Source organism: Mesorhizobium sp. RCAM 06353, assembly GCF_059683585.1.
The window spans coordinates 6,331,511-6,358,405 of record NZ_CM185031.1 but is presented as its reverse complement, the minus strand read 5'-3'; the positions used below and the strand labels follow the sequence as shown (position 1 = coordinate 6,358,405).

Sequence of the window (26,895 nt, the reverse complement as noted above, 5' to 3'; positions counted from 1 at the left end):
CGCAATTTCGCTGGCATGCGTTAAGCTGATGCCAACTCTGCGCCCGCCTGCCAAGAGGTTCCCGGGTTGGGCCATCGTTTTGGCCCGACCTGTCCCTTTGGCTTTCCCCAGAATGGCATATGAGATATGATACACCATTCACGGGAAAGCGGAATATCATGCCTCAGCGAATTGCCGACGAAGCCATTTTGCGCGCGGTCGATGACGGCTTCGCGCGGCAAGTCGCATTCCTGGCGGACCTCGTGCGCTTTCCTTCCCAACGCGGCGAGGAGCATGCCGCGCAATCCTTCATGGCGGCTGCCTATCAGGCCGATGGCTACGCGGTCGACATGTGGCGTGTCGATGTCGACGCGATCCGCGACCTGCCGGGTTTTTCACCGGTTGCGGTTTCCTATGATGACGCCTTCAACGTTGTTGCCACCCACACGCCGCGAAACGCCACTGGCCGATCGCTGATCCTCAACGGCCATATCGACGTGGTGCCGACGGGACCACTCGACCGCTGGGTCCGCGATCCCTACGATCCGGCGATCGAGGATGGCTGGATGCATGGCCGCGGCGCCGGCGACATGAAGGCCGGCCTGTCGGCCTGTCTCCACGCGCTGGCCGCCTTGCGCAGCCTCGGCTATCAGCCGGCCGCGAATGTTTACCTGCAGTCGGTGGTCGAGGAGGAATGCACCGGCAATGGCGCGCTCGCTTGCCTGCAGCGCGGCTACCGCGCCGATGCAGCCTTCATTCCCGAGCCACTTGAGCCGAGGCTGATGCGGGCGCAGGTTGGACCGATCTGGTTCAGGGTCGAGGTCGATGGCGATCCGCAGCATGCCTCCGGCGCTTTCTCGGCCGGCGCCAATGCCATCGAAAAGGCCTTTCTCATCATCCAGGCGCTGAAGCAGCTCGAAATCGTCTGGAATGCACGCAAGGTCGACGACAAGCATTTTTGCAATCACCCGCATCCGATCCGCTTCAACCTCGGCAAGATCGAAGGCGGCGAATGGACATCGAGCGTTCCGGCGCGCTGTGTTTTCGAGATGCGTGTCGCGACCTATCCCGGCCAGAAGCTCGAGGATGCGAGAGCCGAACTCGAAGCGTGCATCGCCGATGCGGCCCGTGCCGATCCGTTCCTGGCCAATCGTCCGCCAACGATGACCTATAACGGCTTCATGGCCGAGGGCTATGTCCTGGAAGGTGCCGACGAGATGGAAGCCGTGCTGCGGCGCAGCCATACCGCCGTGTGGGGCGAGCCGCTGACGGAACACGTCACCTCGGCGACCACGGATGCGCGCTTCTTTGGCCTCTATGCCGATACGCCGGCGATCGTCTACGGCCCGATCTGCCGTATGCCGCATGGCTATGACGAGGCCGTCGATCTGGATTCCGTGCGCAAGGTCACCCAGACCATCGCGCTGTTCATCGCTGACTGGTGCGGTCTCGAACCCATCGATCCCGAGGCTAGGCCATGAACGCCGTTCCCGATGCTTTCGGCGAAACGCTCGCAGAGGACGCATCGGATGTGTCGACAGCCGACGCGCTTGCCATATTGCGCCAGTATTACGGGTTGACCGGCACAGCGCGTCCGCTGCCGGGCGAACGCGACCACAATTTCCACATCCAGACCGACGGCGAGGGCGAGTTCGTCCTCAAGGTCTCCCACCCGGCGGAAGAGGCCGGCTTCACCGATTTCCAGAACAAGGCGCTCGACCATATCCTTGCGGTCGATCCGACCTTGCCGGTCCCCTCGGTGCGCAAAAGCCTTGAAGGCGATGCACAGTTCACGGTCAGCCTCAGTGGATCGGCGCCGCGCATCATCCGGTTAGTCACCTATCTGCCCGGCCAGTTGCTGTCGCGCTCGCCAACGTCAGCCGCACAGGATCGCAATCTCGGCATCTTCCTCGCCCGGCTTGGCCGGGCTTTGCGCGGCTTCTTCCATCCGGCCGCCGGCAGCGACCTGCTCTGGGATATCCGCAAGGTCGCCAAGACACGGCCGATGCTGGCGCATATCGCCGATGGCGGCCACCGGGCCATGGTCGAACGTGTCATGGACGCCTTTGAGGAGCAAGCGGCGCCGGTCATCCCGACCCTGCGTGCCCAGATCGTCCACAACGACATGAATTCCTACAATGTGGTGATGGACGCATCGCGGCCGGAGGTCGTGACCGGCATTCTCGATTTCGGCGACATGATCCATTCGCCGCTGATCTGCGACATCGCCATCGGCGCCGTCTACCGCTGGCCGGCGCAAGGTCATCCGCTGGCATCGGCCGCACGCTTCGTCGCCGGCTATCAATCGGTACAGCCGTTGGAGGCCGAAGAGATTGGCATCCTTTTCGATCTGATCCGCGCCCGCCTTGCGCTCATCGCCAACATCGCCAGCTGGCAGGCGGAACGGTTCCCGGCCAAGCGCGACTATGTGCTGCGCCTCATCACCGAGGTCTGGGCCTCGCTCGAACGACTGGAGGGGCTCTCGTCAGATGAGGCCCGTCGCTATTTCCTCGACCATTCCAATCCGGAGTAGATGCTCGTGTCCCAGTCCTCGCCATATCCTGCAAATGCCGCCTCGACGGCATCCGAGCAAGCCCTGCTTGAGCGCCGCGCCAGACTGCTCGGGCCGACCTACCGCGCCTTCTACCGCAACCCGATCCATCTGGTGCGTGGCAGCGGTGTGTGGCTCTACGACGCGCAGGGCCGCAAATTCCTCGACGCCTACAACAATGTCGCCTCGGTCGGGCACTGCCATCCGCGTGTCGTCGAGGCATTGTCGGGGCAGGCCGCGACGCTCAACACGCACACGCGCTACTTGAGCGAGATCATCCTCGACTACGCGGAAAAACTGCTCGGCACCGTTCCGACCCATCTCGGCCACGCCATGTTCACCTGCACCGGCAGTGAGGCCAACGACCTCGCCATCCGCATCGCCCAGAATGCCAGCGGTGGCACCGGGGTGATCATCACCGACTTCGCCTATCACGGCGCCACGATCGCCACCGCTCAGCTGTCACCGGCGGCGGTCGGGGCAAAGGGCGTGCCCGCACACCACCGGACCGTGGCAGCGCCGGACACATTCCGCGACCATGGCCGCGCCGCGCATGTTTTTGCCAGGAATGTCGTCGCCGCCCTCGACGATATGCGTGCGCAAAACATCCGCCCGGCGGCGCTGCTGCTCGACTCGGCCTTTTCCAGCGACGGCATTTTCTTCCCCGACGCGGCGGTCATGCGCGAGGCGGCCGATCACGTCAGGAAGGCCGGCGGCATCGTCATTGCCGACGAGGTCCAGTCCGGCTTCGGCCGCCTGGGTCAGGGCATGTGGGGTTTTGCCAATTATGGCATCGAGCCGGATATCATCACGATGGGCAAGCCGATAGGCGATGGCCACCCGATGGCAGCCGTGATCGTTCGGCCGCAGCTCGTTGCCTCCTTCGGTTCTAACACCGGCTACTTCAACACCTTCGGCGGCAATCCGGTCGCGGCCGCCGTCGGCATCGCGGTGCTCGAGGTGATTGAAGGCGAGGGGCTGATTGAGAACGCCCGCAATGTCGGCGCCTATACGGCTGACCTGCTACGCGCGCTGCAGAGCCGGCATGGCAAGGTTGCCGATGTCAGGCACAACGGCCTCTATTTCGGCGTCGAATTGACGGCGGATGGCGACGAAGCCTTGGCCGCTACCAAGACATCGGCGGTCGTCGAAGCCATGCGCGAAGACGGCGTGCTGATCTCGTCCTGCGGTCCGCGCGGCAATGTGCTGAAGATCAGGCCGCCGCTGCCCTTCGCCAGGGACAATGCCGAGCAACTGGCCGAGACGCTCGATCGCGCTCTGTCGAACTGGTGATCGGGTCTGATCGCGCATGCTGAAGCTCGAACATCAAACCCTCAACGATCGCGCCTATGGCGCGCTCAAGCAGGAATTGATTTCAGGCGGCTTCAGCCCGGGCCAGACGCTGGTCATCCGCAAGCTCGCCGAGACCTTCGGCATCTCGACCACGCCGATCCGCGAGGCGCTGCAAAGGCTGGTCGCCGAGCGGCTGCTCGAAATGCAGAACAACCGCTCGATCATTGTGCCGCTGCTGTCGGCCCCTGCCTTCGAGGAACTGACCCATATCCGCATCGCCGTCGAAGGGCTGGCGGGTGAGATGGCGGCGTCGCGGATGAGCGAAAGCGGACTGGTCGACATACAGGCCACACTGGCCGGCATGCAGCGCGCCATCGAGGCCGGCGATGCCAAGGCCTATCTCTCACTGAACGAGGCCTTTCATTTCGCCATCTACCAGCATGCCGGCGCGCCGATCCTGTTGAACATGATCCGCGACCTCTGGGGCCGCGTTGGCCCCTATCTCAAGCTGCTGATGCAGGCCGATCGCTACATTCCACAGTCGAACGACGCGCATCGCAGGATTGTTGCCGCATTGGAGCAGCGCAATGGTCCCGCCGTCCGGGTCTCCCTCGAACAGGACATCGCCGTGGCAGCCGCGGTTCTCTCCGAAAATCTTCGCATGACGGCCTGATCGGACAGCAGGCCGGGTCGGCCTATCTCGCCTCGTCCAGCCGGTCGCGCAACATGCTCCAGCCGAGCAGCATGTTGGGCGCGTGCCGCAACAGGGCATGGAAGGGGATCGGTGCCGGCAGCGCAAAGGGCAGCGGCAAGTCACGCGCCTCGGTTCCGGCGGCCCAGTCGGCCAGCACCTTGCCCATCGCCGTCGTCATGGCGATGCCGCGCCCGTTGCAGGCGCGGCCAGCGATGAGTCCCGGTCCGAGGTCCAGGAGGTGCGGCAGGAAATCCGGTTCGACCGCAGCCATTCCCGACCAGCCATAGGCAAGCGGCGGCAGGTCAGGCAAATCGAGATGCCGAGCAAGCCGCCGCCAGATTGTGTGCGGCACGCGTGTGTCGGCGCCGGCACTCAGAATATGCATGCCGCCGCTGATCAGCCGGTTGTCGGGATCGAAGCGGAAGGTGAAGAGATTGCGCCTGGTGTCACCGGCGCCTTGCCCGCCGGGAAGCAGCCGTGTGCGCACTTCGCGCGGCAGCGGCTCGGTCGCGATCTGAAAAACCTTGAGCGGAATATAGGTTCGCTGCAGCAGCGGATTGAGCGACGCGCCATAGGCGTTGGTGGCGATCAGCACCTTGCCGGCACGCACCGAGCCCGATGGTGTTTTCAGCGTCCAGCCATCGGTCATGCGATCGACCGAAGTGACCGGCGTACGCTCGAATATCTTCGCGCCGGCCCTCTCCGCCGCATCGGCCAGTCCGTTCGCGTAGGCGACCGGATTGAGCACGCCGCCCGAACGATCCATCCAGCCGCCGGCATAGCCGCGAACGCCCGTCAGCGCTTCGACGTCTTGCCGATCCAGCGTGACAGCCGACCGGCCGCGCCGCGCCCATTGCCCGGCTCGCGATTTGACCTTCTCGAAGGCAGCGGGCGAATGCGCCGGCTGGATCCATCCGTTCTGCACGGCGTCGCAGTCGATGCTGTGCTGTTTGATAAGGCCGAAGACCAGCTCGGCGCTGCCGGCGGCAAAGTCGATCAGCCTCTCGCCGCGCTCGGGGCCGAGATGCGCAAGGATGTTGTCCGGGTCCATCTTGGCAAAGTTGGGCACGACGAAGCCGGCATTCCTGCCGGTCGCGCCCCAGGCGATGATTTCCGCTTCGAGAACGACGACGGACAGCCCTTTCCCGGCGGCGTGCAGCGCGGTCGACAGGCCGGCAAAGCCGCCGCCGACAATGGCAAGGTCGACATTGATCTCGTCGTCCAGCGCAGGCCGGTCGCGGCGGTTGCGGCTGACGGCGTGCCAGAGTGAAGCGCCATGCGCTTCCTGCCGGATCGCAGCGGTCATGAGCCGGAGCTGCTCTTGGCTGTGGTCACCTTCGCCCGCTTGCCCAGACGTGGCCGCCGCAGCCTGTCGCCGAACAATCCGTTCGGCCGGATCAGCAGAATGACGCAGAGCATGACGCCGATGGCGACGATCTGCAGCGAGGCCGCGCGTGCCTGTTGTTCGGGTGCAAAAAGCACGCTGGTCAGCGTGCCTGACCCGGCCCATATCCCCCAGACCAGAATGCTGCCGATGACGGCGCCGAGATTGCTGCCGAGCCGCCGACGATCAGCATCACCCAGACCTGGAAGGTCAGGATCGGCAGATAATTGTCGGGCGCGATGAAGCCGGTGAAATGCGCCTGCAACGCGCCGGCCAGCGCCATGATGGCGCCGCCGACGGCAAAGGCCTGGACGCGGTAGAAGCGGGCACTCTTGCCGAGCGAGATGGCTGCCCGCTCATCCTCGCGCAACGCCTTCAGCACGCGTCCCCACGGGCTGCGGGACAGATGTTCCAAAGCGAGATAGGCAATCAGCGTCACCGCCGCGACCACGGCAAGGTTCGACAGGTTGAACAGCAGCGGCGTCTCGGCAAGGCTGCCGAACGGGCGCGGGATGAAGCCGATGCCGAACGGGCCGCCGGTCAGCTTCTGCGCGTTGAGCGCGACGAGTTGCACGACGACGGCGACACCGAAGGTGGTGATCGCCAGATAGTCGGACCTCAGCCGCAGCGTCGCCATGCCGGTCAGCGCTGCGGCGATGCCGCCGACGATCATGGCGCCGAGCCAGCCGACCAGGATCGGCAGGCCGAAGCCGCCCAGCCGTGCGGCATCGTCCGGTGTCGTCAGCAGCGCCGACGTATAGGCGCCGATGGCGACGAAGCCGGCGAGGCCGACATTGAATAGGCCGGTCAGGCCCCACTGCAGATTGAGCCCCAGCGTGACCAAGGAAAAGATCAGCGCGGTGGTCAGGAAAAAGGCGCCGTAGCCGAGCAGGTCCATCAGCGTTCCCTCACTCCAAACAGGCCGACCGGCCGCACGAACAGCACCGCCATCAGGATGATGAAGGAGACGGCGGCGCGCCATTCGGCGCCGATCAGCTGCACCGCGCCGGCTTCGGCGAGCCCGATGATCAGGCCGCCGAGCACCGCGCCTGGAATGCTGCCAATGCCACCCAGGATGGCTGCGGCAAACATCGGCAGCAGCATGTCGAAGCCCATGAACGGACGGATCTGCACCAGAATGCCGATCATCACGCCGGCGACGCAGGCGAGCGCCCCGCCGATGATCCAGGTGACGCGCACCACGGAGGCGACGTCGATGCCGACGATGCGGGCAAGTGCTGCGTTCTGGCTCAGCGCTTGCATCGAGCGCCCGGTCTGCGTGCGAGTCATCAAAAGATGCACGCCGAGCACCAGCACGGCGGTCAGCAGCAGAAGCGCAATCTGGTCCGGCGTGATGCGGATGCCGAAGCCGACCGGCATGGCGATCTGGATCGCCCGGCTGAAATAGGTCGGCCGCGAGCTGAAGGTGAATTCGAGCAGGCTGCGCAGCGCCATCGAGGCACCAAAACTCGCCATCACGACGATGATGGCTTGCCCCTGCGAGCGCAGCCGCGAAAACAGCACTCTGTCGAGCAGCAGCGCCAGCAAAGCGGTGAAGGCCATGCCGACGAGCAGCGCGACAAGCAGCGGCCAGCCGAAGGACAGCGGCGCGATCGGTGCCACCTTGCCGAAAGTCGCACCAATGGCGCTGACCACGGCCAGCGTCGCATAGGTGCCCCAGGCCATGAAGTCGCCATGGGCAAAATTCGAGAATCGCAGGATCGAATAGGTCAGCGTCACGCCGATGGCGCCAAGGCCGATCATCGAGCCGGTCAGCAGTCCATCGACGACAAATTGCAGGCTCATGCCGCGCCTCCCTTGCCGGCGTGAGAAGGGCGTTGGCCGAGATAGAGTTCGGCGACAACCGGATCGTTCCACAGCTCCGAGGCAATGCCCTCGTGCCGGTCCTTGCCCTCGACCAGCACATAGGCGCGGTCGCCGATGGCAAGGGCCGCCTTGGCATTCTGCTCGACCAGCAGGATGGTTACGCCGGATTTGCGGATGCCGGCTAGCATCTCGAACACCATCGAGACGAATTTCGGCGACAGGCCGGCCGACGGTTCGTCGAGCACCAGCACCTTGGGGTGGACGATCAGGGCGCGGGCGACGGCGAGCATCTGCCGCTGTCCGCCCGACAGATTGCCGGCGGCGGTGCGGCGCTGGCGGACGAGGTCGGGGAAGGCCGCATACATTTCCTCGATGCGGGCAGGGATGTCGCGCCGTTCGAGAATGCCACAGGCAACTCTGAGATTGTCCTCGACCGACATCAGCGGAAAGATGTTTTCCGTCTGCGGCACGAAGGCCAGACCAAGCCGCACCATGGTGTGGGCGGGCGCGGCCGTGATGTCCTTACCATCCAGAAACACCGTGCCGCCGGTGATCGGGACGAGACCGGCGATCGCCTTGATGAAGCTCGACTTGCCGGCGCCGTTGGGTCCGAGCACGACGACGATCTCGCCCTTGCTGACGGTGATCGAGGCGCCGCGCACGATCGGCACGCCGGGCTCGTAGCCGGCCTGGAGGTCGCGCACGTCGAGGACGATCTCGCTCATGCCGTGCCCCCGAGATAGGCCTCGATGACACGCGGGTCGCGGGCGACCTCTTCCGCCGTGCCTTCGCTGAGCAACTGGCCACTCGCCATGACCAGAACGCGGTGGCAGAGCCGTGTCACCATGTCGATATTGTGCTCGATCAAAAGGAAGGTGATGCCGCGCGCGTTGATGTCGCGGATGCGGTCGATGATGACTTCGAGCAGCGTTGCGTTGACGCCAGCCGCCGGTTCGTCGAGCAGGATGATCGCCGGGTCGGCCATCATCACGCGGGCAAGTTCGAGCAGTTTTCGCTGGCCGCCGGACAGCACGCGCGCCGGCTCATGCGCGAGATGGGTGAGGGTGACGAGTTCCAACAGGTCGAGGGCCTTCGCCCTGGCCGCTTTTTCCTGCGCCGCCACTCGCCACGGCGTGACGAAATTGGCGAGCAATTTCTCGCCGGCCTGGCCCTGTGCCGCCAGCATGATGTTTTCGATCAGCGTCAGATTGGGCAGCGGGCGCGGGATCTGAAAGGTGCGGCCAAGGCCACGGCCGATGCGCAGATGCGCGGCTTCGCCCGAAACGCGCGTGCCGTTGAGCAGGATATCGCCGCTGGTTGGCAGGATGCTGCCGGCAAGCAGGTCGAACATCGTCGTTTTGCCGGCGCCGTTCGGTCCGATCAGGCCGAGGATCTCTCCGGCCCTGACATCAAACGAGACATCGTTGACGGCGACAAGGCCGCCGAACCGCCTGACGACATTTCTTGCCGTCAGAACCGGTGCCCGGGTCTCCTGCCCTTGGCGCTCCGCTGCCTCGCTCATCAAACCCTCTGGCCGAAGACGATCGTTGTCGCCTCCTGATTTTTGATTTGTGATCACACTTGCTTTGATCACGCTATTCGGCTTTAATTTCATCCGCAAGCCGAAAACGGGGCAAAAGCCGGGTAATGCAGAAGGCTGCCGTCGAAAAGAACAACGAAACGATCGCGGCCCAGCTTACGCCGGTCGGCCGTGAGACCGTGCAGGATCGCGTCTATTCCGAGCTGCGCCGGGCCTTGATCGGCGGCCTGTTCGAGCCGAACCAGGTTCTGACCATCCGTGGCCTGGCCGATGCGCTGGTTACGTCGACCATGCCGGTGCGCGAAGCACTCGGCCGGCTGATTACGGAAAAAGCGCTGGAAGCGCTGCCCAACCGCTCGGTGCGCGTACCGCCGATCACGCTGGAGCGTATCGACGACCTCCTGCGTGCCCGCTCACTCATCGAAGGCGAAGCGATAGCGCTTGCCGCCACGCGCATGAGCCCGCGCCAGATCGCTTCCATCGAAGCCATGCTCGGCGAGTGGGACGAGATGCGGGCACTGAAGCACAAGAAGGATATCGACCGCGAAGCAACGCTCAACCAGAGCTTCCATTTCGAGATCTACCGCTGCTGCGGCTCGGCCGTGCTGATCCCGATGATCGAAAGCCTGTGGCTGCAATCGGGCCCTTGCATACGCGTCGCCATCTACGCCTTTTCCGAAGCCGGCGAGGTCGACACCGCGCACTATCACCGCGGCATCGTCGCGGCTCTCGCCAAACAGGATGCGCAAGCGGCGCGCGAAGCACTGGTGGCCGATATCAGCCGGCCTTTTGCCTTCCTGCGCGACAAGCTTCAATCCGCAGGGAAAGACCAGACATGACGAAGCCAGCCATAAGCATCACCGAGTCGCGCTCGAAGCTTTCCGTGACGGCGCTGTTGCTGCCCGAAAAGGCGCCGGAAAACGCTGCCTTTCTCCAGGCGTATCTCGCAACGCCACGTGTCGTTCCCGGCATCCATGCGATGTGGACGGGACCCGAGATTTCCTGCCCGGTTCCGTCAGCCGATCTCGAGGGTCAGGCCTATGCCAGACCATTGCCGCCGGAGAACGCAACGCTGACGCCGCAGCCGGGAGACATCGTGCTGTCTTACGTGCCGCCGCGCATGTGGGGCGGCAATCCCAATGCGATCTTCGATATCGGCCTCTACTACGGGCAAGGGGCGCGGCTTTTGTTCCCGATCGGCTGGCTCGCCGGCAGTGTTGTGGCGCAGGTGCGCGCCGACCAGCGCGATCAGTTCGCCGCTGCCTGCGGCGTCATCCGCCGCAACGGCGCCTGCGACATAACCTTCAGCCTGGTGGAGGCCTGACATGGCGGACGACAGTTTCGAGCTCTTCGATCTTCGCGTCGAGGCGGTCATCCCCGAGGGCAAGCCGATCTATTGCGGCGCCAAATCAGGCGACTATTTCGAACTCAAGGGCGAGATGCTGTCGATGCCGGCAGGGCAGAGTTTTTCGATCTATTCGCTTGCCTCCGTATTGCCGTTTCTCGCGGCAAAGCAGCGCCCGACCGACCGGAATGACTGGATGACCTCGGACGCCGAGATCGCCTGTCCCGATCCCAATTGCGCAAGCCGGCTGCGGATCGTCAGGCTGGCCAAGCGACGGTTCAGCCACGCCGAAACCACGGCCGTGCCGCTGCCGAAGGAGAACGACCAGACATGACCGCCAAGACCTTCGAACTCGGGCCAGGCTACACCATCTCGCGCGTCATCCGCGGCGGCTGGCAGCTCGCCGGCGGGCATGGCGCCATTGATCGCAACCAAGCGGTGACCGACCTGATCGCCACCTTCGATGCCGGCATCTGGACCTATGATTGCGCCGATATCTATACCGGCGTCGAGGAGCTGATCGGTGCCGCGCGCCTCAGGCTGGCCAGCGAACGCGGCCTCGATGTCGCTGCAAAAATGAAGGTGCACACCAAGCTGGTGCCCGACCTCGAACGGCTCGCCGGCATCAGCCGCGATTATATCAGAGGCATCGTCGACCAGTCGCTGCGCAGGCTGAAGACAGAGCGCCTCGATCTCGTGCAGTTCCATTGGTGGGACTATGATCAGCCTCGCTATGTCGAGGCGATGGGTTGGCTCAACGAACTTCGGTTGGAAGGCAAGGTGCGCAATCTCGGTACCACCAATTTCGACACGCCGCGGCTCGCCGAAATCCTCGCCGCCGGCATCCCGCTGGTCAGCCAGCAACTGCAATACTCCGTGCTCGACCAGCGGCCGGGCAACAGCCTCGCCGCACTTGCTGAGAAAAACGGCGTCAGCTTCCTCTGCTATGGTTCCGTCGCCGGCGGCTTCCTCAGCGACAAATGGCTTGGGGTCACCGAGCCCGCCACGCCGCTCGAAAACCGCTCGCTGGTCAAATACAAGCTGATCATCGACGATTTTGGCGGCTGGGACCTGTTCCAGCAACTGCTCGGGGCATTGAAGGCGGTCGGCGACCGCCATGGTGTCGACATCGCCACCATCGCCAGTGCCTGGGTGCTGGAACAGCGCCAAGTGGCGGCCGTCATCGTCGGTGCCCGCAACCAGGCGCACGCGCTGGCCAATGCGAAAATCATGGACGTCGCGCTCGACGCCGACGACCGCGCGAAGATCGCGGCCGTGATTTCGCAAAGCCAGGGTCCATTGGGCGACGTCTACACGCTGGAGCGCGACCGCCATGGCCGCCACGGCTCGATCATGCATTACAATCTGAACGCAGGCCGCACATGAGCGCCGTCAACGATACCCTGTTTTCCAAGGCCAGCGCCGAGGTCATCGACCTGCACCGCTTCTTCGTCGACTGGTTCGTCGCCGCGCGCGCCGACACGGTGGATTTCAGCCGCTTCGAACGCGCCATGGGTGATGGCCTCAGCATGGTCGCGCCGGACGGCAAGGTGCTCGATCGCGCTGCGGTCGTCGACCATGTCCGGACAAGCCGCGCCACGTGTGACGACGGCTTTGCCATCTCGATCGAAGACATCCGGCCGGGCTGGCAAAGCGCCGATACGATCGTTGTCTTCTACGTCGAGGCGCAGTTGCGCGGCGGCAAGCGCAGCCGCCGCCAGTCGAGCGCCGTCTTCACCACCAGTTCATCGGCGCCCAACGGCGTCGAATGGCGACATCTGCATGAAACCTGGCTGCAGGTGCCGGAACGCTGAACAGGCTCCAGAGATCAAATTAGAGTCGAGTAACGAAAGGGGAACAACAATGACAAAGACGATACTCCAACTCACCACGGCACTTGCCCTCGTGACGATGGCCGGAGCGGCGCAGGCCGCCGATTGCAAGATCACCGTCGGCCTCGTCATGGAACTGACCGGCCCGGCCGGTGAATACGGTCAGGCCGGCGCCAAGTCGGTCGAAATGGCTTTTCGCGATATCAACGCAGCCGGTGGCGTGCGCGGCTGTGATCTCGCCACCGACACGCGCGACAGCCAGAGCCAGGGCAACATCGCGGTCGACGCCGCGACCCAGCTGGTTCAAGTCAAGAAAGTGCCGGTCATCATCGGCGGCATCATCTCCTCGGTGTCGATCCCGATCCTGACCTCGGTCACCGCCCCGGCCAAGATCGTCCAGGTCTCGCCGGCTTCTTCGTCGCCGACGCTGACGGCGCTCGGCCGCGACGGCAAGACCAACGGCATCTTCTTCCGCACCATCACCTCCGATGCGCTGCAGGGCGTCGCCGCCGCCAAATACGCCATCGACAAGGGCTTCAAGAAATTGTCGATCATCCACGTCAACAACGATTTCGGCGTCAACATGGTGGCCGAATTCTCGCGCGCCTACAAAGCGCTCGGCGGCACCATCGTCTCCGACACCCCCTACAACGAGAAGCAGTCGAGCTATGCCTCGGAAGTCACGGCGGCGATGGCCGGCGAACCGGACGGGCTCTATCTGGTCAGCACGCCGGTCGATGGCGCGACCGTTGCCCGCACCTGGATTTCGCAAGGCGGCGTGCAGAAGTTCCTGCTCAATGACGGCATGAACAGCCCTGATTTCATCGAATCCGTCGGTGCCGATTATCTCAAGGAAGCCTATGGCACCTCGTCGGGCACCAGCCCGACAGCCTCCACCGACTATTTCATGAAGAACTACAAGGAATTCTCCGGCATCGAACCGTCCAATCCTGCGGCCGACCGTTCCTATGATGCCGGCGCCATCGTCGGGCTTGCCATCGCCATCGCCGGCTCCGAGGATCCGGCCAAGATCAAGGATGCCATGTACAAGGCGGTCGATCCCACCGGCACGCCGATCTTTGCCGGCAAGGACGAGTTCGCCAAGGCGCTCGGCCTGATCAAGGACGGCAAGCCGATCCGCTACGAAGGCGTCATCGGCCCGGTCGCCTTTGACAAATATGGCGACATCACCGGCCCGTTCCGGCTGTGGAAGATTGTCGACGGCAAGGTGACGACGGATGGTGAAATGACCACCGACGACGTCAACGCGCTGCAGGCCAAGCTTCAGTAAGGCCGCGCAATTCTTCCGGCATCAATCGCGTCACATCGCGATTGATGCCGGCATCGCTTAGGGCAGGCCGATATCGCTTGCACGGCAGGCGATCCCGAATAGGATCGGCCGGCTGCAATTGAGGGATGGCGAGCGTGTCGGACGGAAATACTCATCGGGCCATCCGGTCGGCGGATGCCGACGATGCGCTTCGCCACACAGGCGCCTGAGCCCGATGTCGCCTGAAACGCAACGGCTTCTGTCCGCTCTTGGCGATAGGCTGGGCGCCGGCGGCGTGCTTGCCGGCTCTGATGTCGACCAGCGCTATCGCGACGATCCCGACGGCAAGCTTGGCGTGCTGCCCGAAGTGGTGCTGCGTCCGCGCGATACCGTTGGTGTCGCGGCGGCACTTGCAGGGTGCAACGCTCTCGGCCAGCCGGTTGTGGTCCAGGGTGGACGCACCGGGCTGGCGGGCGGCACACGCGTGCAGCCGGGCGAAATCGTGCTGTCGCTGGAGCGCATGACCGGCCTGGCCGCACCGGACAGCCAAGCCGCCAATATCGTCGCCGAAGCCGGTGCGACGCTGCAGGCGGTGCAGGAGGCAGCCGATGGCGCCGGGCTGATGTTCGGTGTCGATATCGGCGCGCGCGGTTCGGCCACGGTCGGCGGCAACATCGCCACCAATGCCGGCGGCATCCGCGTGCTGCGCTACGGCATGTACCGCGCGCAGGTGCTGGGGCTGGAGGCCGTGCTGGCCGATGGCAGCGTGCTGTCGTCGCTGAAAGGCCTGCCCAAGGACAATTCCGGCTACGACCTCAGCCAACTCTTCATCGGCGCGGAAGGGACGCTCGGCGTCGTCACCCGCGCCGCGCTCCGGCTGCATCCGAAGCCGGCCTCCGAGGTGAATGCCTTCTGTGCGCTTGCTTCGCTCGATGCGGCCATCGCCTTGCTCGGGCTGCTGCGGCAAAAGCTTGGCCCGTTGCTGTCTGCCTATGAGGTGAATTTCGCACCGCTCTATGACGTCATGGTTGCCAGCATGGCCATGCCGGCGCCGTTGCCTGCGGGCTCACCCGTCTATGTGCTGGCCGAGATCCAGGGCAGCGAGCCCGAACGTGACGGCGAGCGCTTCGCCGAAGTCCTGATGCAAGCGGTCGAGGACGGCCTGGTCGACGATGTCGTCGTCTCGCAGTCGCCGCGCGAATTCCGGGCGCTGTGGGACGTGCGGGAGGACGCCAACCGCATCCTGTTTTCGATAAAGGGCCTGATCGGCGTCGACATCAGCATTCCCTTGGCGCGCATGGGGACATTCCTGCAGGAAGCGGACGCCGCCATCCGTGCCGTCGATCCCGCCGCCGACATCTACGTCTTCGGCCATCTCGGCGACGGCAATCTGCATTATCAGGTGCTGACGGCGGATCCGGCGGCGGCCTACGGCATCGTCTATCGCGGCGTGGCCGCGGCGGGAGGCGGCGTTTCGGCCGAACATGGCATCGGCCTCGACAAGAAGCAGTGGCTGCATCTCGTGCGCAGCGACGCCGAAATCGCCGCGATGCGGCGGCTGAAGACGGCGCTCGACCCGAAGAACATCCTCAATCCGGGGCGCGTCTTCGACCTTGATCCTGTTCGGTAACTCAGCTCCGTTCCATCGCCATCTGCCTGGGGATCAGGAAACGGGCGGCGAGCACGCAAAGCAGTACGGTGAACATCAGGATCAGCGCCACCAGTGCGTTGATGTCGGGTGAGAAGCCAAGCCGCATCATCGCCCATAGCCTGACCGGCAGCGTGCTTTGCGTGCCGGTGACCAGGATGGTGATCATCGTCTCGTCGAACGACAACGCGAAGGCCAGGATGGCGCCGCCCACCATGGCACTCGACAGGTTCGGCAGGATGATGCGCCAGAAGGTCTGCCAGCCGGTGGCGCCGAGATCGTAGGAGGCTTCGACCAGCGTACGGCTCATCGACTGCAGCCGCATCAGCACGGTGCGGTAGACGATCGCCAGCACGAAAACGGTGTGGCCGATGACGACCGTCAGGAGCGAGCGTTCGAGGTGGATCTCGCGGAAGAAGATCAGCAGCGCCAGGCCGCTGATGATCGGCGGCATCAGGAACGGCAGGAAGATGATGAACTGCAGGAAAGAACGTCCGGAACGGCGGCTGTGATAGTAGAGCGCCAGCAGCGTTCCGCTGACCACCGAGAGCACCACGGTGCAGACGCCTACGATCAGCGTCGTGCGCAAGGCAGCCAGGATGTCGTGGTTTTCGGCCAGCGCGACATAGGTCGAAAGCGTCGGTGACGACCAGTCGACATTGCCATGCGAAATGGTGAAGAACGACGACACGATCGGCACGAACAGCGGGCTGTAGAGCAGCACCGCAACCAGTGTCGTGATCGCGGCCAGGAAGACGGTGGAGGGCCGGGGGAGGGCGTTCATACCGACGTCCCCCGATTACGTCCGAACCGTTCGCCGACGAGTATGGCGCAGATCACCACGATCGCCAGCGCCACCGAGAGTGCGGCGCCGAACGGCCAGTTATAGGCCGTGCCGAACTGGCTGTAGAGGATGCGGCCGAAGGTGAAGCCGCTGATCCCGCCGACCATCTGCGGCGTCAGGAAATCGCCGATCGCCAGGACGAAGACGAAGCTTGCCGCCGAGGCGACGCCGGGCAGGCTGAGCGGCAAGGTGATGCGCAGGAATGTCTGCCAGCCGCTGGCGCCGAGGTCATCTGAAGCGCGCAGCAAGGTCTGTGGGATGCGCTCCAGCGACAGGAAGATCGGCAAGATGGCGAAGGGGATCAAAAGCAGGCTCAGCGTCAACAGGATGGCGTTCATGTTGAACACGAAAAGCGTCGACGGCTGATCCAGGATGCCGACCGCCACCAGCGCCTTGTTGAGGAAGCCGTTGAGGCCGAGGATGCTGCGGATCGCATAGATCTTGATGACGTAGCTCATCAGCAGCGGCACCAGAAGCAGCATCAGCAAGGCATAGCGCCAGCGCCCCTTGAGCGTCGTCAGGAAATAGGCGGCGGGATAGGCGAGCAGGATGCAGATGACGGCCACCGACACGCACAGAACGATGGTGTTCCAGAACACCGGGAGGAAGATCGGATCGGTGAAGAACCTGATATAGTTGCCCAGCGACAGTCCGTAGACGATCGTGCCCTGGTCGACGCTGAAGAAGCTGTAGCCGAGGAAGATCGCCAGCGGCACCAGGACAAAGACCACCGGCAAGGCGAAAGCCAGCACCGTCACCAGCAGCGACAATCGCCTTTCCGCGGGATGTGTCGAGCCGGCGCTCATGCCAGCACCAGATGGCCTTCATGCGGCGCAAACGAAAGCGAGACCGTCTCGCCTGATTTGAGCGCGCTGCCGTCGATCCGGCTCGGCATGCGCAGCCGCAGCCGTTGCGCGGCATTGCCGCCAGCCGTGATTGTGGCGACGGTGGACGAACCGGCAAAGCCCAGATCGGCGATGGTGCCGGAAAAGCGGTTGCCGCTGTCGGCTGCATCCGAAAGACGCAAGGCCTCGGGACGGAACGCCGCGAAGGCGCTGGCGCCATCGACCGCAGCCTTCAGATGCGGCTGGCCGCTGATCGAACAGACCAGGCGCCCAAGTGCGGTCTCGATCGATCGCTGCTCGCCCTGGACGGGGCCGAGCTTTCCGGCCACCAGATTGTTCTCGCCGAAGAAGCGCGCCACGAACTCGCAATTCGGCTTGTAGTAGAGGTCGTGGGGCGTGCCGAGCTGGCGGATATGGCCGGCCTGCATGACACAGATCCGGTCGGCCATGCCGATCGCTTCTTCCTGGTCGTGGGTGACGAACAGGAAGGTGGTCTTGATCTCGCGCTGGATGGATTTCAGGAACTCCTGCATCTGTCGGCGCAGCTCCAGATCGAGTGCCGCGAGCGGCTCGTCGAGCAGGATCAGGCGCGGCTGGCAGATCAGCGCCCGGGCGAGCGCGACGCGTTGGCGTTGGCCGCCGGAAAGCTGCGCCGGAAAACGATCGGCGAAGCGCCCGAGCTGTACCAGCTCCAGCGCCTCCGCGACACGGCGTGCGATCTCCTTGCGCTGGATATGGCGCACCGAAAGCCCATAGCCGACATTGCCGGAAACGGTCATATGCGGGAACAGCGCATAGTCCTGGAACACGGTGTTGAACGGCCGCTTGTTGATCGGCATGCGGCTGATGTCCTGGCCGTCGAGGCGGATCTCGCCCGCGGTCAGCGGTTCCAGCCCGCCGATCAGCCGCAGCACCGTGGTCTTGCCCGAGCCCGACGGTCCAAGCACGGTCAGGAACTCACCGTCCTTGATCGACAGGTCGATGTCGTGCAGCACGGGAACCGTGCCGTAGGATTTCGAGACGGACCGCAGCGTCAGCAGGTCGGCGTTCTGGTTCATAAGCTATTCTCGCATACGCTGCGGCGGTCCGGAACGTCCGGACCGCCGGGTCCTTCGAAGTCAGGGTGCGGAAAAGATCAGGGCGTCGCCTTGATCTCATTCCACAGATCCGAACGCTTGAGCGGATCCTCGACATTGTTGAGCCAGACCAGCTTGTCATTGCCGCCGGCGCTGCTCGACTCGACCACGGTGTTGCCGAAGCCGGTACGCTCGGAAAGCTCGCCGCTGACCTTCTTCGTCAGCATGAAGTCGATCCATTTCTCGGCCGCCGCGTTGTCGCGGACGCCCTTGGAGATGACCCAATTGTCGAGCCAGGCCAGCGCACCTTCGCTTGGATTGACGTAGGCGACATGGGCACCGATCTTCTGCAGCGCCTTGACCTGCTGCTGGCCATAATTGGCCCAGATCAGGGCGACGTCATTGTTCTGGTAGATCTGCTGCGCCTCGTCGGCGGTGGTGTAGAAGCTCAGCACGTTGCGCTTGAGCTCGACCAGCTTGGCCTTCACCGCCGCCATCTGCTCCGCGTCGAGGTTGAACGGATCCTTGTAGCCGAGCGTCAGTGCGGTGAACGAGAAATTGTGCTCGCCATTGTCGTAGGCCAGGATCTTACCCTTGTAGGCCGGATCCCAAAGCACCGACATCGATGTCGGCGCCGGCTTGACCTTGTCGGTGTCGTAGATCAGGCCGATGGAGTCGAAGCAGAATGGAATGCCGTAGACCTTGCCGTCCTTGGTGTCGCCGCTGACCTGTGACAGATCGCGGAAGCGCGGCAGCACCTCTTTCTGGTTGGGCAGCTTGGTGATGTCGATCGGCGACACCAGATCGGCCTTGATGTAGCGCTGCAGCTGGGCGGTGTTGACGGCGAAGACGTCGAAGTCCTGCCCTTCGCTGCCCTTGATCTTGGCCCAGATCTCATCATCGCTGCCGATGAAGACGACATCGACGCCGATGCCGGTGGCGGCGGTGAAATCCTTCACCCAGTCCGGGTCGGCATAGCCGTCCCAGGCCAGCACGCGAAGGTTCGCGGCCAGCGCCGCCGATGTCATCAGGCCGATGCCGAGTCCGATGGTCGCCAGTCTTAGAAACGCTTTCTTCAGTCCCATTTTCAATCTCCCATTGTCGTTCTGGTGGACCGTAATTTTCGGGCCTGCGCCGTCACAGCGGGGTGACGGTGACCAGTCCCTCGTCCGGCACCGAGACCATCCGGTTGCGCAATGGCTTGCCGAATGTCTGTGCCTGGATTTCATATTCGTCGCCGGAAGCCGTCTTGACGCCGGAGGCGTAGCTCATCACCGCCGCGCCGAAGAAATAGGCATGCAAATCGCCCGCCCTGCGGTGCATCGGGTAGCGGAAATGAAAATGTTCGAGATTGGCGATCGAGTGCGACATGTGCGTCTCGCCCGACAGGAACTCCTGCTCCCAGATAACAGTACCGTCGCGCAGGATGCGGGAATGGCCGCGCACTTCCTCGGGCAGGTCGCCGACCAAAAGCTCCGGCCCGATCGAGCAGGAGCGAAGCTTGGAATGGGCGAGATAGAGATAGTTTTCGCCTTCCGTCACATGGTCGGAATATTCGTTGCCGAGCGCGTATCCGATGCGGTAAGGGCGGCCATCCGGCCCATTGAGGTAAAGCCCGACGATCTCGGCTTCCTCGGCGCCGGCACGTGCGAAGGCCGGCATGGGCAGATCGGCACCAGGCGGCACGACGCAGGTGCCGACGCCCTTGAAGAACCATTCCGGCTGGATTCCGATCTTGCCGACGCCGGGCTTGCCGCCTTCCAGGCCCATCTTGAAGATCTTCAGCGAATCCGATTCTTCGGCGTCCTCGCCATGTGTCAGCAAGTGCATCTGGTTGCGCGCAGAGGCACTTCCGGTGTGCGTGAGGCCGGTGCCGGTAACCAGGAAACGCGCCGGCTCGGGGTGATCGACAGGAGCCAGCACGCGGCCATCGCGCAACAGCTCGTCATAATCGACCGCTGCCGTGCCCGTCCGCTTCTCGACCAGCGAGGCGATGGATGCACCCTCGGCGATTGCCGCTTCGGCAAGCTCCAGCACGCTGCCGGTCTTGTCGAGCGGATGCAGATGATTGCCGTCATCGGAGACACGGCCAACCCGCCTGCTGCCATCGACCATCGTGTACTGAACAAGACGCATGAAACTAACCTTCTTCCCTTGTGGCACGGTGCGGGTCACACCCAGCCCGCATCGACGATGAACTGCTGGCTTGTGCACATCAGGCTGTCGTCGGCGGCGAGGAACAGCGCCATGCGCGCGATATCGGAGGGCTGCAGCCGGTCGGGTAGGCACTGCCTTTCCGCGATCTGGCGCTCGCCGGCCGGGTTCAGCCACAGGCGCATCTGGCGCTCGGTCATCACCCAGCCAGGCACCATGCAGTTGACGCGGATGCGCTCGGGGCCGAGTTCGCGGGCCAGTGCCCGCGTCATGCCGTAGACCGCGGCTTTCGCGGTGACATAGGCCGGGCAATCGGGATCGCCGACCATCCAGGTGATGGAGCCGAAATTGATGATCGAGCCGCCGCCCTGCGCGCTCATCTGCGGGCGCACCGCCTGGGCGGCAAAGAACTGGTGGCGCAGATTGACCGCCATGCGGTCGTCCCAGTAGGCGACCGTCACGTCCTTGGTCTGATGACGGTCGTCATTGCCGGCATTGTTGCACAGAACCTGGATCGGCCCGTTGTGCAGCATGGCCTGGGCAGTTGCTGCCTGCAGCGCCTCGACATCGCGCAGGTCGCAGGGAATGAACAGCGGCGCGGAATGTCCTTCGGCCGTGATCGCATCGACCAGGCGCTTTGAAGGTTCCTCAGTCAGATCGACGAAGGCGACGCGGCTGCCTTGCGCGCAGAAATGTCGCACCAGGCTTTCGCCGATGCCGCTGCCGCCGCCGGTGATGAACACACTGCGGCCCTTGAGGCTCGGGTAGGTCGCGTAGCTGCCGATCTGATCCGTCATCGCGCGCCTCTCTAGTGGGAGTGCCGGGGGATGCCGGCATCGCGCCGGCCGACGAGAAAGTCGAAATCGCAGCCCTTGTCGGCTTGCAGCACGCGCTCGACATAGAGGCTCTGGTAGCCGCCCTCGGGTGGCGCCGGCGGCTTCCAGTCGCGGCGGCGGATCGCCAGTTCCTCGTCTGACACCAGCAACTCGAGCCGGCGGCCGGCGACATCGAGCTCGATGAGATCGCCGTCGCGCACCAGCGCCAGTGCGCCACCTGCCGCGGCCTCAGGCGCCACATGCAGCACGACGGTGCCGTAGGCGGTGCCGCTCATGCGCGCGTCCGAAATGCGCACCATATCGGACACGCCCTGTTTGAGCAGCTTGGCCGGCAGCGGCATGTTGCCGACCTCGGCCATCCCTGGATAGCCGCGCGGTCCGCAATTCTTCAGCACCATCACCGAGGCGGCGTCGATATCGAGCTCCGGATCGTCGATGCGGGCGTAGTAGTGCTCGATGTTTTCGAACACGATAGCCTTGCCGCGATGCTGCATCAATTCGGGCGTTGCCGCCGACGGCTTGATAACCGCCCCGTTGGGCGCCAGATTGCCGCGCAGGATCGAGATGCCGCCTTGCTCGGTCAGCGGCGCGCTCAGCGGCCGGATGACCTCGCTGTTGTAGTTGGGTGCCCCGTCGATCAGTTCCCCGATGGTCTTGTCGCTGACGGTCATGACGTCGCGATGAAGAAGCCCCACTTCATCAAGCGACGCCATGACCGCAGCTAGCCCCCCGGCATAGTAGAAATCTTCCATCAGGAACCGGCCCGACGGCATCAGGTCGACAATGGTCGGCACGTCGCGGCCAAGCCGGTCCCAGTCCTCGAGGCTGAGATCGACGCCGACCCGGTTGGCGATGGCGATCAGATGCAGCACCGCGTTGGTCGAGCCGCCGATCGCGCCATTGACGCGAATGGCGTTCTCGAACGCTTGCCTGGTCAGGATCTGCGCGATCGTCACGTCGCGGCGGACGAGCTCGACGATCTGGCGCCCGGCCATCTGGGCGAGCACGCCACGGCGCGAATCCACCGCCGGGATCGCGGCATTGTCGGGCATGCCGATGCCGAGCGCTTCCACCATGCTGGCCATGGTCGAAGCCGTCCCCATCGTCATGCAGCTGCCCGCCGACCGGCTCTGGCCTTGCTCTGCGGCGAGGAAGTCGGCGACCGGCATACGGCCGGCCTTCACCTCTTCGGCGAATTTCCAGACATGGGTGCCCGAGCCGATATCCTGCCCGCGGAACTTGCCGTTGAGCATCGGTCCGCCGGAGACGGTGATGGTCGGCAGATTGCACGAGGCAGCCCCCATCAGCAGCGCCGGTGTGGTCTTGTCGCAGCCGACCAGCAGGATGACGCCGTCGATCGGATTGCCGCGGATCGATTCCTCGACATCCATGCTGACCAAATTGCGAAACAGCATGGCCGTCGGGCGCATGTTGCTTTCGCCCAGCGACATCACCGGGAACTCCAGCGGCAGGCCGCCGGCCTCGTAGACGCCGCGCTTGACGTGGTCGGCCAGCGCCCGCAGATGCGCATTGCACGGCGTCAGTTCCGACCAGGTGTTGCAGATGCCGATCACCGGACGGCCGTCGAAAGCATCGGCAGGGATGCCCTGGTTCTTCATCCAACTGCGGTGCATGAAGGCGTTCTTGCCCTCACCGCCGAACCAGGCCTCGGAGCGCAGTTTGCGTCTGGTCTCGGTCACGATGTCTGTTCCCGATCTTGGCGGCGCTTGTTGCGGTTCTCGACGCTGCGGCGCACGTCGTCCTCGGCGTTGTCGATGAGCACCAGCAACGCCCCTTGCGCACCGGCGGCGTCGCCGGCGGCGATCTTCTCGGCCACCTCGCGATGCAGCGGCAAGGAGTGGCGCTGCCCTTCCGGATTGTCGTTGGAGAGGCGAAAACTCATCACCAGCGCGGTTTCGACCAGCGCGGCCAGAGAACCGATCAGCTCGTTGCCGGTCATGCGCAGGATGGTCTGGTGGAACACCAAATCGGGCTTGGCGAAGCGGTCGCCGTCATCGCTCAGCGCTTCCATTTCGGCGAGTGCGGCGTGGATCTCGGCGATCTGCGCCGGGGTGGCGCGCTGGGCGGCAAGTGCTGCCGACATCGGCTCGATGGCGCGCCGCAATTCGAACAGTGCGCGGACATCGTCGGCGCTGACACCGCCGGCGTAGCGCCAGGACAGCACGTCTGGATCGAGGAAGTTCCAGTCGGCGCGTGGGCGCACCCGTGTGCCGGTCTTCGGCCGCGATTCGACCAGCCCCTTGCCCGCCAGCACCTTGATCGCCTCGCGCAGCACCGTGCGGCTGACCCCCAGCATCTCGCTGGAATCGTCGGCGTTGGGCAGGGCTTCTCCGGGCAGGAAATCGCCTTGCACGATGCGCAAACCGATCTGCTCGACGACGGTCGCGTGCAGCGCGGTAGAGCCGCTGGAAACCGCCACGGCAACCCGTGACGTGCGCGCCGTGCTGAAAGATTTCTTATTCTTCATACTATTCATATGATATGTCTTATAGCCGTGGCGATTGGAGTCAAGGGACGGGGGAGTGTCGATGACAAAGAATTCCGCTGCCGTTGCCGCGCAGCACACGCAGCTGATTTCGATCAGCGACGGCATCGCGACGGTCGAGCTTGCTCCGGCCGCCGGTGGCGCTGTCGCGTCGTATCGCTGGTGGCACAATGGCTCGGCGGCGGATTGGCTACGGCCGGCCGATCCGGCGGCGATCGGCCGTCGCGATGCCAGCGCCATGGCCTGCGTCCCACTTGTTCCCTATTCCAATCGCATAAAGGGCGGCTGCTTCGAATTCGCCGGTCACACCATCCAGTTACCGACGACTGCCGCTGATCCCCATCATGAGCATGGTCACGGCTGGCGTCGGCCTTGGACGGTCGTCAGGCATGAAGCCAGCACGATCGTCCTGCGCCATCGCCACGCCGCCGATTCCTGGCCATGGAGCTATGAAGCCGAGCAAGAGATATCGCTGGCCAATGGCAGGCTTTGCATGACCATTACAGTTCGCAACCTGTCGGGCGCTCCGATGCCAGTTGGCTTCGGCCTCCATCCCTATTTTCCGTCTACGCCGTGGACGCATGTCCAGGCGCCGGTGTCCGGCATGTGGGAGACGGATACGGAGGTTCTGCCCATCCAGCATGTCCTGCCGCCGGTAGGAGCCGATCCATCCATCGGCTTTGACGTATCGGAGGTGGATTTCGACACGGTTTTCACCGGATGGGCGCGCCGCGCCCGGATCTCCTGGCCGGAGCAGGGGCGGCAGCTGGACATCGAGGCCGAGGCGCCGCTCGATTTCCTCGTCCTCTACACGCCGCCGGGTCAGCCTTTCTTTTGCGCCGAGCCGGTCAGCAACATCACCGATGCCTTCAACCGGGTGGACGGTGAGGAGACCGGCTGCATCGTGCTGGCGCCCGGGCAGATGCGATCCGCCAGTGTCCGCTTCACGCCGTCAATGGCTGTTTGACCTTCGTTATCGGGTACCGAAGCGGGGCCAGGTCAGAACGGGTAGTGCTGGCCCGGATCCTCGATCGTCACCCAGCGCAGATCGGTGAATTCGGCGATCGAGGCCTTGCCGCCGAAGCGGCCGTAGCCGGAGCCCTTGACGCCGCCGAACGGCATCTGCGCTTCGTCGCCGACGGTCGGACCGTTGATATGGCAGATGCCGGCCTCGATGCGTGCGGCTACAGCCATGGCGCGCTTGATGTCGCGGCTGAACACGGCTGACGACAGGCCGTACTCGGTGTCGTTGGCAACACGTATGGCCTCCTCCTCGCCCTTCACCCGGATCACCGGCTTGACCGGCCCGAAGGATTCTTCCGCATAGACGCGCATGGCCGGCGTGACATGGTCGAGCAGCGTTGCCTCCACCACGGTGCCGGTGCGCTTGCCGCCGGCCACCAACTTGGCGCCCTTGCCGACGGCGTCGGCGACGAGCTCTTCCATCTTGTCGGCCGCCTGGCTGCTGATCAGCGAGCCCAGCACGACATGGCCGCGCGGATCGCCGGCCGGGAGCTGCGACGCGCGGGCTGCCAGCTTGGAAACGAACTCGTCGGCGACCTTGTCATCGACAATCAGGCGCTCGGTCGACATGCAGATCTGGCCCTGATGCATGAAGGCGCCGAAGGTCGCTGCGTTGACTGCGGCGTCGATGTCCGCATCGTCCAGCACCAGCAGCGGTGCCTTGCCGCCGAGTTCGAGCAGCGCCGGCTTCAAGTGCCGGCCAGCGAGTTCGGCGATGATCTTGCCGACCTTGGTCGAGCCGGTGAAGTTGACGCGCTTGACCAAGGGATGCGCGACCAGCGTCTCGACGATTGCTGCGGCGTCCTTGGGGTCATTGGTGACGACATTGATGACGCCCTTGGGCAGGCCGGCCTCGACCAGCACCTGGCCGATCAGCCGGTGTGTGCCCGGGCACATTTCCGAGGCCTTCAGCACCACCGTGTTGCCGCAGGCGATCGGCATGGCGATGGCGCGGGTGCCGAGGATGACCGGCGCGTTCCACGGTGCGATGCCGAGGCATACGCCAGCCGGCTGCCGGATCGCCATGGCCAGCGTGCCCGGCTTGTCGGAGGGGATGATCTCACCCGAAATCTGCGTCGTCATCGCGGCTGCCTCGCGCAGCATGTTGGCGGCCAGCATGACGTTGAATCCGGCCCAGGGACCGGTGGCGCCGGTCTCTTCCATCATCAGCTTGGTGAATTCGCCGACCTTGGAGGCCATCACGTCAGCTGCCTTGCTCAGCAAGGCGCGGCGCTCGCCCGGCCCGGTCTTCGACCAGGTCGTAAAGGCAGCGGCAGCGGCTTCGACGGCGGCATTGGCATCGGCCACGCTGGCCGCCGCGGCGCGCGTTGCCAGTTTGCCGGTGAACGGGTCCATGCGCTCATAGGAGGCCGAACCGGACGCATCCCTTTCGTCGCCGTCGATCAGAAGTCCGATATCCATGATTGTCTCCCTCGCTCCGTAAGGAGCGTGCTCATTGAATTAGAAGCCGAACATCTCGGCATTGATCGATGCTTCGAGGCCACCGTCAACCGGCACATTGGCGCCGTTGACCCAGCGCGCGCCGTCCGAACACAGAAACAGCACCACCGGTGCGATGTCGCCCGACGTGCCGGCGCGCCCGACCCTGGCAATGTCGCTGTCGACGCGGGCATCGCCAAGCACGGTGCGGAACTGTTTCAGGATCGGTGTCTCGACTGGACCGGGGCTCACCGCATTGACGCGGATGCCACGGCGTTTGAACAGATCCTGATGCGCCGCTCTGAAGGTCCATAGCAGCAGCAGTTCCTTGGAAACGGGATAACCTTCCTCGTTCCTTACCGCGTGCGTGCAGACTAAGTCGGTGACATCGGGAAAGCCCTCGATGCCGGCCATGGAAGCGGCGCGATTGAGATTGGCGCGCCAGCCATAGCCGGCGATCGAGGCGACGTTGACGATGGCGCCACCCTCGCGAAGCTTTGGCGCGAGGCCTTCGGAGAGCGCCCTGAGGCCGAAGAAATTGACAGCCAGCGTCGACGCCGCGCCGGTGTTGCCGGAAAGGCCGGCGACGTTGCAGAGCGCATCGAGACGCAGCGGCAGACGCGCGATGAGGTCGTCGACGCCGGCCTTGGATGAGATGTCGGCCTTGACGAAGCTGCCGACCACTGCCGCCGGCTCGCGCACATCGACACCGATCACATCGGCGCCGAACTGGCCGGCGAGTTCCGCCGTACGCGCGCCGATGCCGGAGGCGACACCGGTGATGAGGATGGTCTTGCCGAAAAGCATG

The 26,895-nt window shown here is 64.4% G+C and carries 26 protein-coding genes and 1 pseudogene; 12 read left to right on the top strand and 15 right to left on the bottom strand.

Annotated features, from left to right (window positions below; all coding sequences use genetic code 11):
* Positions 1-158 precede the first annotated feature (158 nt).
* The 4 genes from AC56QX_RS30845 to AC56QX_RS30830 are packed head-to-tail and all read left to right on the top strand — an operon-like array spanning position 159 to position 4,496.
* Positions 159-1,460: an ArgE/DapE family deacylase gene (locus AC56QX_RS30845; protein WP_497112333.1), complete on the top strand. Its 1,302-nt coding sequence runs from the start codon at positions 159-161 to the stop codon at positions 1,458-1,460.
* On the top strand, positions 1,457-2,512 hold the full coding sequence (locus AC56QX_RS30840) for a phosphotransferase (protein ID WP_497112332.1): 1,056 nt from the start codon (positions 1,457-1,459) through the stop codon (positions 2,510-2,512). The genes AC56QX_RS30845 and AC56QX_RS30840 overlap by 4 nt, the downstream gene beginning before the upstream one ends.
* A complete protein-coding gene (locus AC56QX_RS30835) occupies positions 2,513-3,823 on the top strand; it encodes an aspartate aminotransferase family protein (RefSeq protein WP_497112331.1) in 1,311 nt (436 codons plus the stop codon).
* 16 nt (positions 3,824-3,839) lie between these two features.
* Positions 3,840-4,496 (top strand): GntR family transcriptional regulator, encoded by a 657-nt coding sequence (locus AC56QX_RS30830; protein WP_497112330.1) that lies wholly within the window; start codon positions 3,840-3,842, stop codon positions 4,494-4,496.
* A 22-nt stretch (positions 4,497-4,518) separates the two neighbouring features.
* On the opposite strand, the gene AC56QX_RS30825 is transcribed toward AC56QX_RS30830, so the two are convergent.
* From AC56QX_RS30825 to AC56QX_RS30805, 5 genes and pseudogenes are all read right to left on the bottom strand, one after another.
* A complete protein-coding gene (locus tag AC56QX_RS30825) occupies positions 4,519-5,823 on the bottom strand; it encodes an NAD(P)/FAD-dependent oxidoreductase (protein WP_497112329.1) in 1,305 nt (434 codons plus the stop codon).
* Positions 5,820-6,799, bottom strand: a pseudogene (locus AC56QX_RS30820) (branched-chain amino acid ABC transporter permease). The gene AC56QX_RS30825 and the pseudogene AC56QX_RS30820 overlap by 4 nt, the downstream one beginning before the upstream one ends.
* Complete coding sequence (locus AC56QX_RS30815) at positions 6,799-7,707, bottom strand: branched-chain amino acid ABC transporter permease (protein ID WP_497112328.1); 909 nt, start codon at positions 7,705-7,707, stop codon at positions 6,799-6,801. Before AC56QX_RS30815 ends, AC56QX_RS30820 begins: the two are co-directional and overlap by 1 nt.
* Positions 7,704-8,453 carry a branched-chain amino acid ABC transporter ATP-binding protein gene (locus AC56QX_RS30810; RefSeq protein WP_497112327.1) on the bottom strand — a complete coding sequence of 250 codons (750 nt, stop codon included), beginning with the start codon at positions 8,451-8,453 and terminating at the stop codon, positions 7,704-7,706. The genes AC56QX_RS30815 and AC56QX_RS30810 overlap by 4 nt, the downstream gene beginning before the upstream one ends.
* Positions 8,450-9,250: an ABC transporter ATP-binding protein gene (locus AC56QX_RS30805; protein WP_497112326.1), complete on the bottom strand. Its 801-nt coding sequence runs from the start codon at positions 9,248-9,250 to the stop codon at positions 8,450-8,452. Before AC56QX_RS30805 ends, AC56QX_RS30810 begins: the two co-directional genes overlap by 4 nt.
* 125 nt (positions 9,251-9,375) lie before the next feature.
* On the opposite strand from AC56QX_RS30805, the gene AC56QX_RS30800 reads away from it, so the two are divergent.
* From AC56QX_RS30800 to AC56QX_RS30770, 7 genes are all read left to right on the top strand, one after another.
* Positions 9,376-10,107: a GntR family transcriptional regulator gene (locus tag AC56QX_RS30800; protein ID WP_497112325.1), complete on the top strand. Its 732-nt coding sequence runs from the start codon at positions 9,376-9,378 to the stop codon at positions 10,105-10,107.
* The gene (locus AC56QX_RS30795; RefSeq protein WP_497112324.1) at positions 10,104-10,592 is read left to right on the top strand and encodes a DUF3830 family protein; all 489 of its coding nucleotides are present in this window, start codon (positions 10,104-10,106) and stop codon (positions 10,590-10,592) included. The genes AC56QX_RS30800 and AC56QX_RS30795 overlap by 4 nt, the downstream gene beginning before the upstream one ends.
* A 1-nt stretch (position 10,593) precedes the next feature.
* Positions 10,594-10,947 (top strand): TIGR04076 family protein, encoded by a 354-nt coding sequence (locus tag AC56QX_RS30790; RefSeq protein ID WP_475435440.1) that lies wholly within the window; start codon positions 10,594-10,596, stop codon positions 10,945-10,947.
* Entirely contained in the window at positions 10,944-11,999 is a 1,056-nt protein-coding gene (locus AC56QX_RS30785; protein ID WP_497112323.1) for an aldo/keto reductase, read from the top strand. The genes AC56QX_RS30790 and AC56QX_RS30785 overlap by 4 nt, the downstream gene beginning before the upstream one ends.
* Positions 11,996-12,427: a hypothetical protein gene (locus AC56QX_RS30780; RefSeq protein ID WP_497112322.1), complete on the top strand. Its 432-nt coding sequence runs from the start codon at positions 11,996-11,998 to the stop codon at positions 12,425-12,427. Before AC56QX_RS30785 ends, AC56QX_RS30780 begins: the two co-directional genes overlap by 4 nt.
* Positions 12,428-12,476: 49 nt before the next feature.
* Entirely contained in the window at positions 12,477-13,736 is a 1,260-nt protein-coding gene (locus AC56QX_RS30775; protein WP_497112320.1) for an ABC transporter substrate-binding protein, read from the top strand.
* 214 nt (positions 13,737-13,950) lie between these two features.
* Complete coding sequence (locus AC56QX_RS30770) at positions 13,951-15,345, top strand: FAD-binding oxidoreductase (RefSeq protein ID WP_497112319.1); 1,395 nt, start codon at positions 13,951-13,953, stop codon at positions 15,343-15,345.
* Position 15,346: 1 nt separating this feature from the next.
* Here AC56QX_RS30770 and AC56QX_RS30765 read toward each other — a convergent pair whose 3' ends face one another.
* The 8 genes from AC56QX_RS30765 to AC56QX_RS30730 form a co-directional block, all read right to left on the bottom strand.
* The gene (locus AC56QX_RS30765) at positions 15,347-16,147 is read right to left on the bottom strand and encodes an ABC transporter permease (RefSeq protein WP_497112318.1); all 801 of its coding nucleotides are present in this window, start codon (positions 16,145-16,147) and stop codon (positions 15,347-15,349) included.
* Entirely contained in the window at positions 16,144-16,977 is an 834-nt protein-coding gene (locus tag AC56QX_RS30760) for an ABC transporter permease (protein ID WP_497112317.1), read from the bottom strand. The genes AC56QX_RS30765 and AC56QX_RS30760 overlap by 4 nt, the downstream gene beginning before the upstream one ends.
* 32 nt (positions 16,978-17,009) lie before the next feature.
* Positions 17,010-18,110 (bottom strand): ABC transporter ATP-binding protein, encoded by a 1,101-nt coding sequence (locus tag AC56QX_RS30755; RefSeq protein ID WP_497112316.1) that lies wholly within the window; start codon positions 18,108-18,110, stop codon positions 17,010-17,012.
* Positions 18,111-18,187: 77 nt separating this feature from the next.
* On the bottom strand, positions 18,188-19,213 hold the full coding sequence (locus AC56QX_RS30750; protein ID WP_477220977.1) for an ABC transporter substrate-binding protein: 1,026 nt from the start codon (positions 19,211-19,213) through the stop codon (positions 18,188-18,190).
* Positions 19,214-19,265: 52 nt separating this feature from the next.
* The gene (gene araD1, locus AC56QX_RS30745; protein ID WP_497112315.1) at positions 19,266-20,264 is read right to left on the bottom strand and encodes an AraD1 family protein; all 999 of its coding nucleotides are present in this window, start codon (positions 20,262-20,264) and stop codon (positions 19,266-19,268) included.
* A 35-nt stretch (positions 20,265-20,299) separates the two neighbouring features.
* Positions 20,300-21,079 (bottom strand): SDR family NAD(P)-dependent oxidoreductase, encoded by a 780-nt coding sequence (locus AC56QX_RS30740; RefSeq protein ID WP_497112314.1) that lies wholly within the window; start codon positions 21,077-21,079, stop codon positions 20,300-20,302.
* A gap of 11 nt (positions 21,080-21,090) precedes the next feature.
* Complete coding sequence (locus tag AC56QX_RS30735) at positions 21,091-22,818, bottom strand: IlvD/Edd family dehydratase (RefSeq protein WP_497112313.1); 1,728 nt, start codon at positions 22,816-22,818, stop codon at positions 21,091-21,093.
* The gene (locus tag AC56QX_RS30730; protein WP_497112312.1) at positions 22,815-23,606 is read right to left on the bottom strand and encodes a FadR/GntR family transcriptional regulator; all 792 of its coding nucleotides are present in this window, start codon (positions 23,604-23,606) and stop codon (positions 22,815-22,817) included. Before AC56QX_RS30730 ends, AC56QX_RS30735 begins: the two co-directional genes overlap by 4 nt.
* A gap of 61 nt (positions 23,607-23,667) precedes the next feature.
* Here AC56QX_RS30730 and AC56QX_RS30725 point away from each other — a divergent pair, with 61 nt between their 5' ends.
* A complete protein-coding gene (locus AC56QX_RS30725) occupies positions 23,668-24,591 on the top strand; it encodes an aldose 1-epimerase (RefSeq protein WP_497112311.1) in 924 nt (307 codons plus the stop codon).
* Between the two features lie 32 nt (positions 24,592-24,623).
* On the opposite strand, the gene AC56QX_RS30720 is transcribed toward AC56QX_RS30725, so the two are convergent.
* Positions 24,624-26,069: an aldehyde dehydrogenase gene (locus AC56QX_RS30720; protein ID WP_497112310.1), complete on the bottom strand. Its 1,446-nt coding sequence runs from the start codon at positions 26,067-26,069 to the stop codon at positions 24,624-24,626.
* Between the two features lie 39 nt (positions 26,070-26,108).
* On the bottom strand, positions 26,109-26,894 hold the full coding sequence (locus AC56QX_RS30715; RefSeq protein ID WP_497117977.1) for a coniferyl-alcohol dehydrogenase: 786 nt from the start codon (positions 26,892-26,894) through the stop codon (positions 26,109-26,111).
* Between the last annotated feature and the right edge of the window lies 1 nt (position 26,895).

Bases quoted from the DNA above. Each gene is read 5' to 3' on its own strand.
- AC56QX_RS30845 (WP_497112333.1), top strand. From the start codon at position 159: ATGCCTCAGCGAATTGCCGACGAAGCCATTTTGCGCGCGGTCGATGAC.
- AC56QX_RS30805 (WP_497112326.1), bottom strand. From the start codon at position 9,250: ATGAGCGAGGCAGCGGAGCGCCAAGGGCAGGAGACCCGGGCACCGGTT.
- AC56QX_RS30800 (WP_497112325.1), top strand. From the start codon at position 9,376: ATGCAGAAGGCTGCCGTCGAAAAGAACAACGAAACGATCGCGGCCCAG.
- AC56QX_RS30765 (WP_497112318.1), bottom strand. From the start codon at position 16,147: ATGAACGCCCTCCCCCGGCCCTCCACCGTCTTCCTGGCCGCGATCACG.
- AC56QX_RS30755 (WP_497112316.1), bottom strand. From the start codon at position 18,110: ATGAACCAGAACGCCGACCTGCTGACGCTGCGGTCCGTCTCGAAATCC.
- AC56QX_RS30810 (WP_497112327.1), bottom strand. From the start codon at position 8,453: ATGAGCGAGATCGTCCTCGACGTGCGCGACCTCCAGGCCGGCTACGAG.
- AC56QX_RS30790 (WP_475435440.1), top strand. From the start codon at position 10,594: ATGGCGGACGACAGTTTCGAGCTCTTCGATCTTCGCGTCGAGGCGGTC.
- araD1 (WP_497112315.1), bottom strand. From the start codon at position 20,264: ATGCGTCTTGTTCAGTACACGATGGTCGATGGCAGCAGGCGGGTTGGC.
- AC56QX_RS30750 (WP_477220977.1), bottom strand. From the start codon at position 19,213: ATGGGACTGAAGAAAGCGTTTCTAAGACTGGCGACCATCGGACTCGGC.
- AC56QX_RS30775 (WP_497112320.1), top strand. From the start codon at position 12,477: ATGACAAAGACGATACTCCAACTCACCACGGCACTTGCCCTCGTGACG.
- AC56QX_RS30840 (WP_497112332.1), top strand. From the start codon at position 1,457: ATGAACGCCGTTCCCGATGCTTTCGGCGAAACGCTCGCAGAGGACGCA.
- AC56QX_RS30785 (WP_497112323.1), top strand. From the start codon at position 10,944: ATGACCGCCAAGACCTTCGAACTCGGGCCAGGCTACACCATCTCGCGC.
- AC56QX_RS30815 (WP_497112328.1), bottom strand. From the start codon at position 7,707: ATGAGCCTGCAATTTGTCGTCGATGGACTGCTGACCGGCTCGATGATC.
- AC56QX_RS30770 (WP_497112319.1), top strand. From the start codon at position 13,951: ATGTCGCCTGAAACGCAACGGCTTCTGTCCGCTCTTGGCGATAGGCTG.
- AC56QX_RS30780 (WP_497112322.1), top strand. From the start codon at position 11,996: ATGAGCGCCGTCAACGATACCCTGTTTTCCAAGGCCAGCGCCGAGGTC.
- AC56QX_RS30830 (WP_497112330.1), top strand. From the start codon at position 3,840: ATGCTGAAGCTCGAACATCAAACCCTCAACGATCGCGCCTATGGCGCG.
- AC56QX_RS30715 (WP_497117977.1), bottom strand. From the start codon at position 26,894: ATGCTTTTCGGCAAGACCATCCTCATCACCGGTGTCGCCTCCGGCATC.
- AC56QX_RS30720 (WP_497112310.1), bottom strand. From the start codon at position 26,069: ATGGATATCGGACTTCTGATCGACGGCGACGAAAGGGATGCGTCCGGT.
- AC56QX_RS30795 (WP_497112324.1), top strand. From the start codon at position 10,104: ATGACGAAGCCAGCCATAAGCATCACCGAGTCGCGCTCGAAGCTTTCC.
- AC56QX_RS30725 (WP_497112311.1), top strand. From the start codon at position 23,668: ATGACAAAGAATTCCGCTGCCGTTGCCGCGCAGCACACGCAGCTGATT.
- AC56QX_RS30740 (WP_497112314.1), bottom strand. From the start codon at position 21,079: ATGACGGATCAGATCGGCAGCTACGCGACCTACCCGAGCCTCAAGGGC.
- AC56QX_RS30730 (WP_497112312.1), bottom strand. From the start codon at position 23,606: ATGAAGAATAAGAAATCTTTCAGCACGGCGCGCACGTCACGGGTTGCC.
- AC56QX_RS30825 (WP_497112329.1), bottom strand. From the start codon at position 5,823: ATGACCGCTGCGATCCGGCAGGAAGCGCATGGCGCTTCACTCTGGCAC.
- AC56QX_RS30835 (WP_497112331.1), top strand. From the start codon at position 2,513: ATGCTCGTGTCCCAGTCCTCGCCATATCCTGCAAATGCCGCCTCGACG.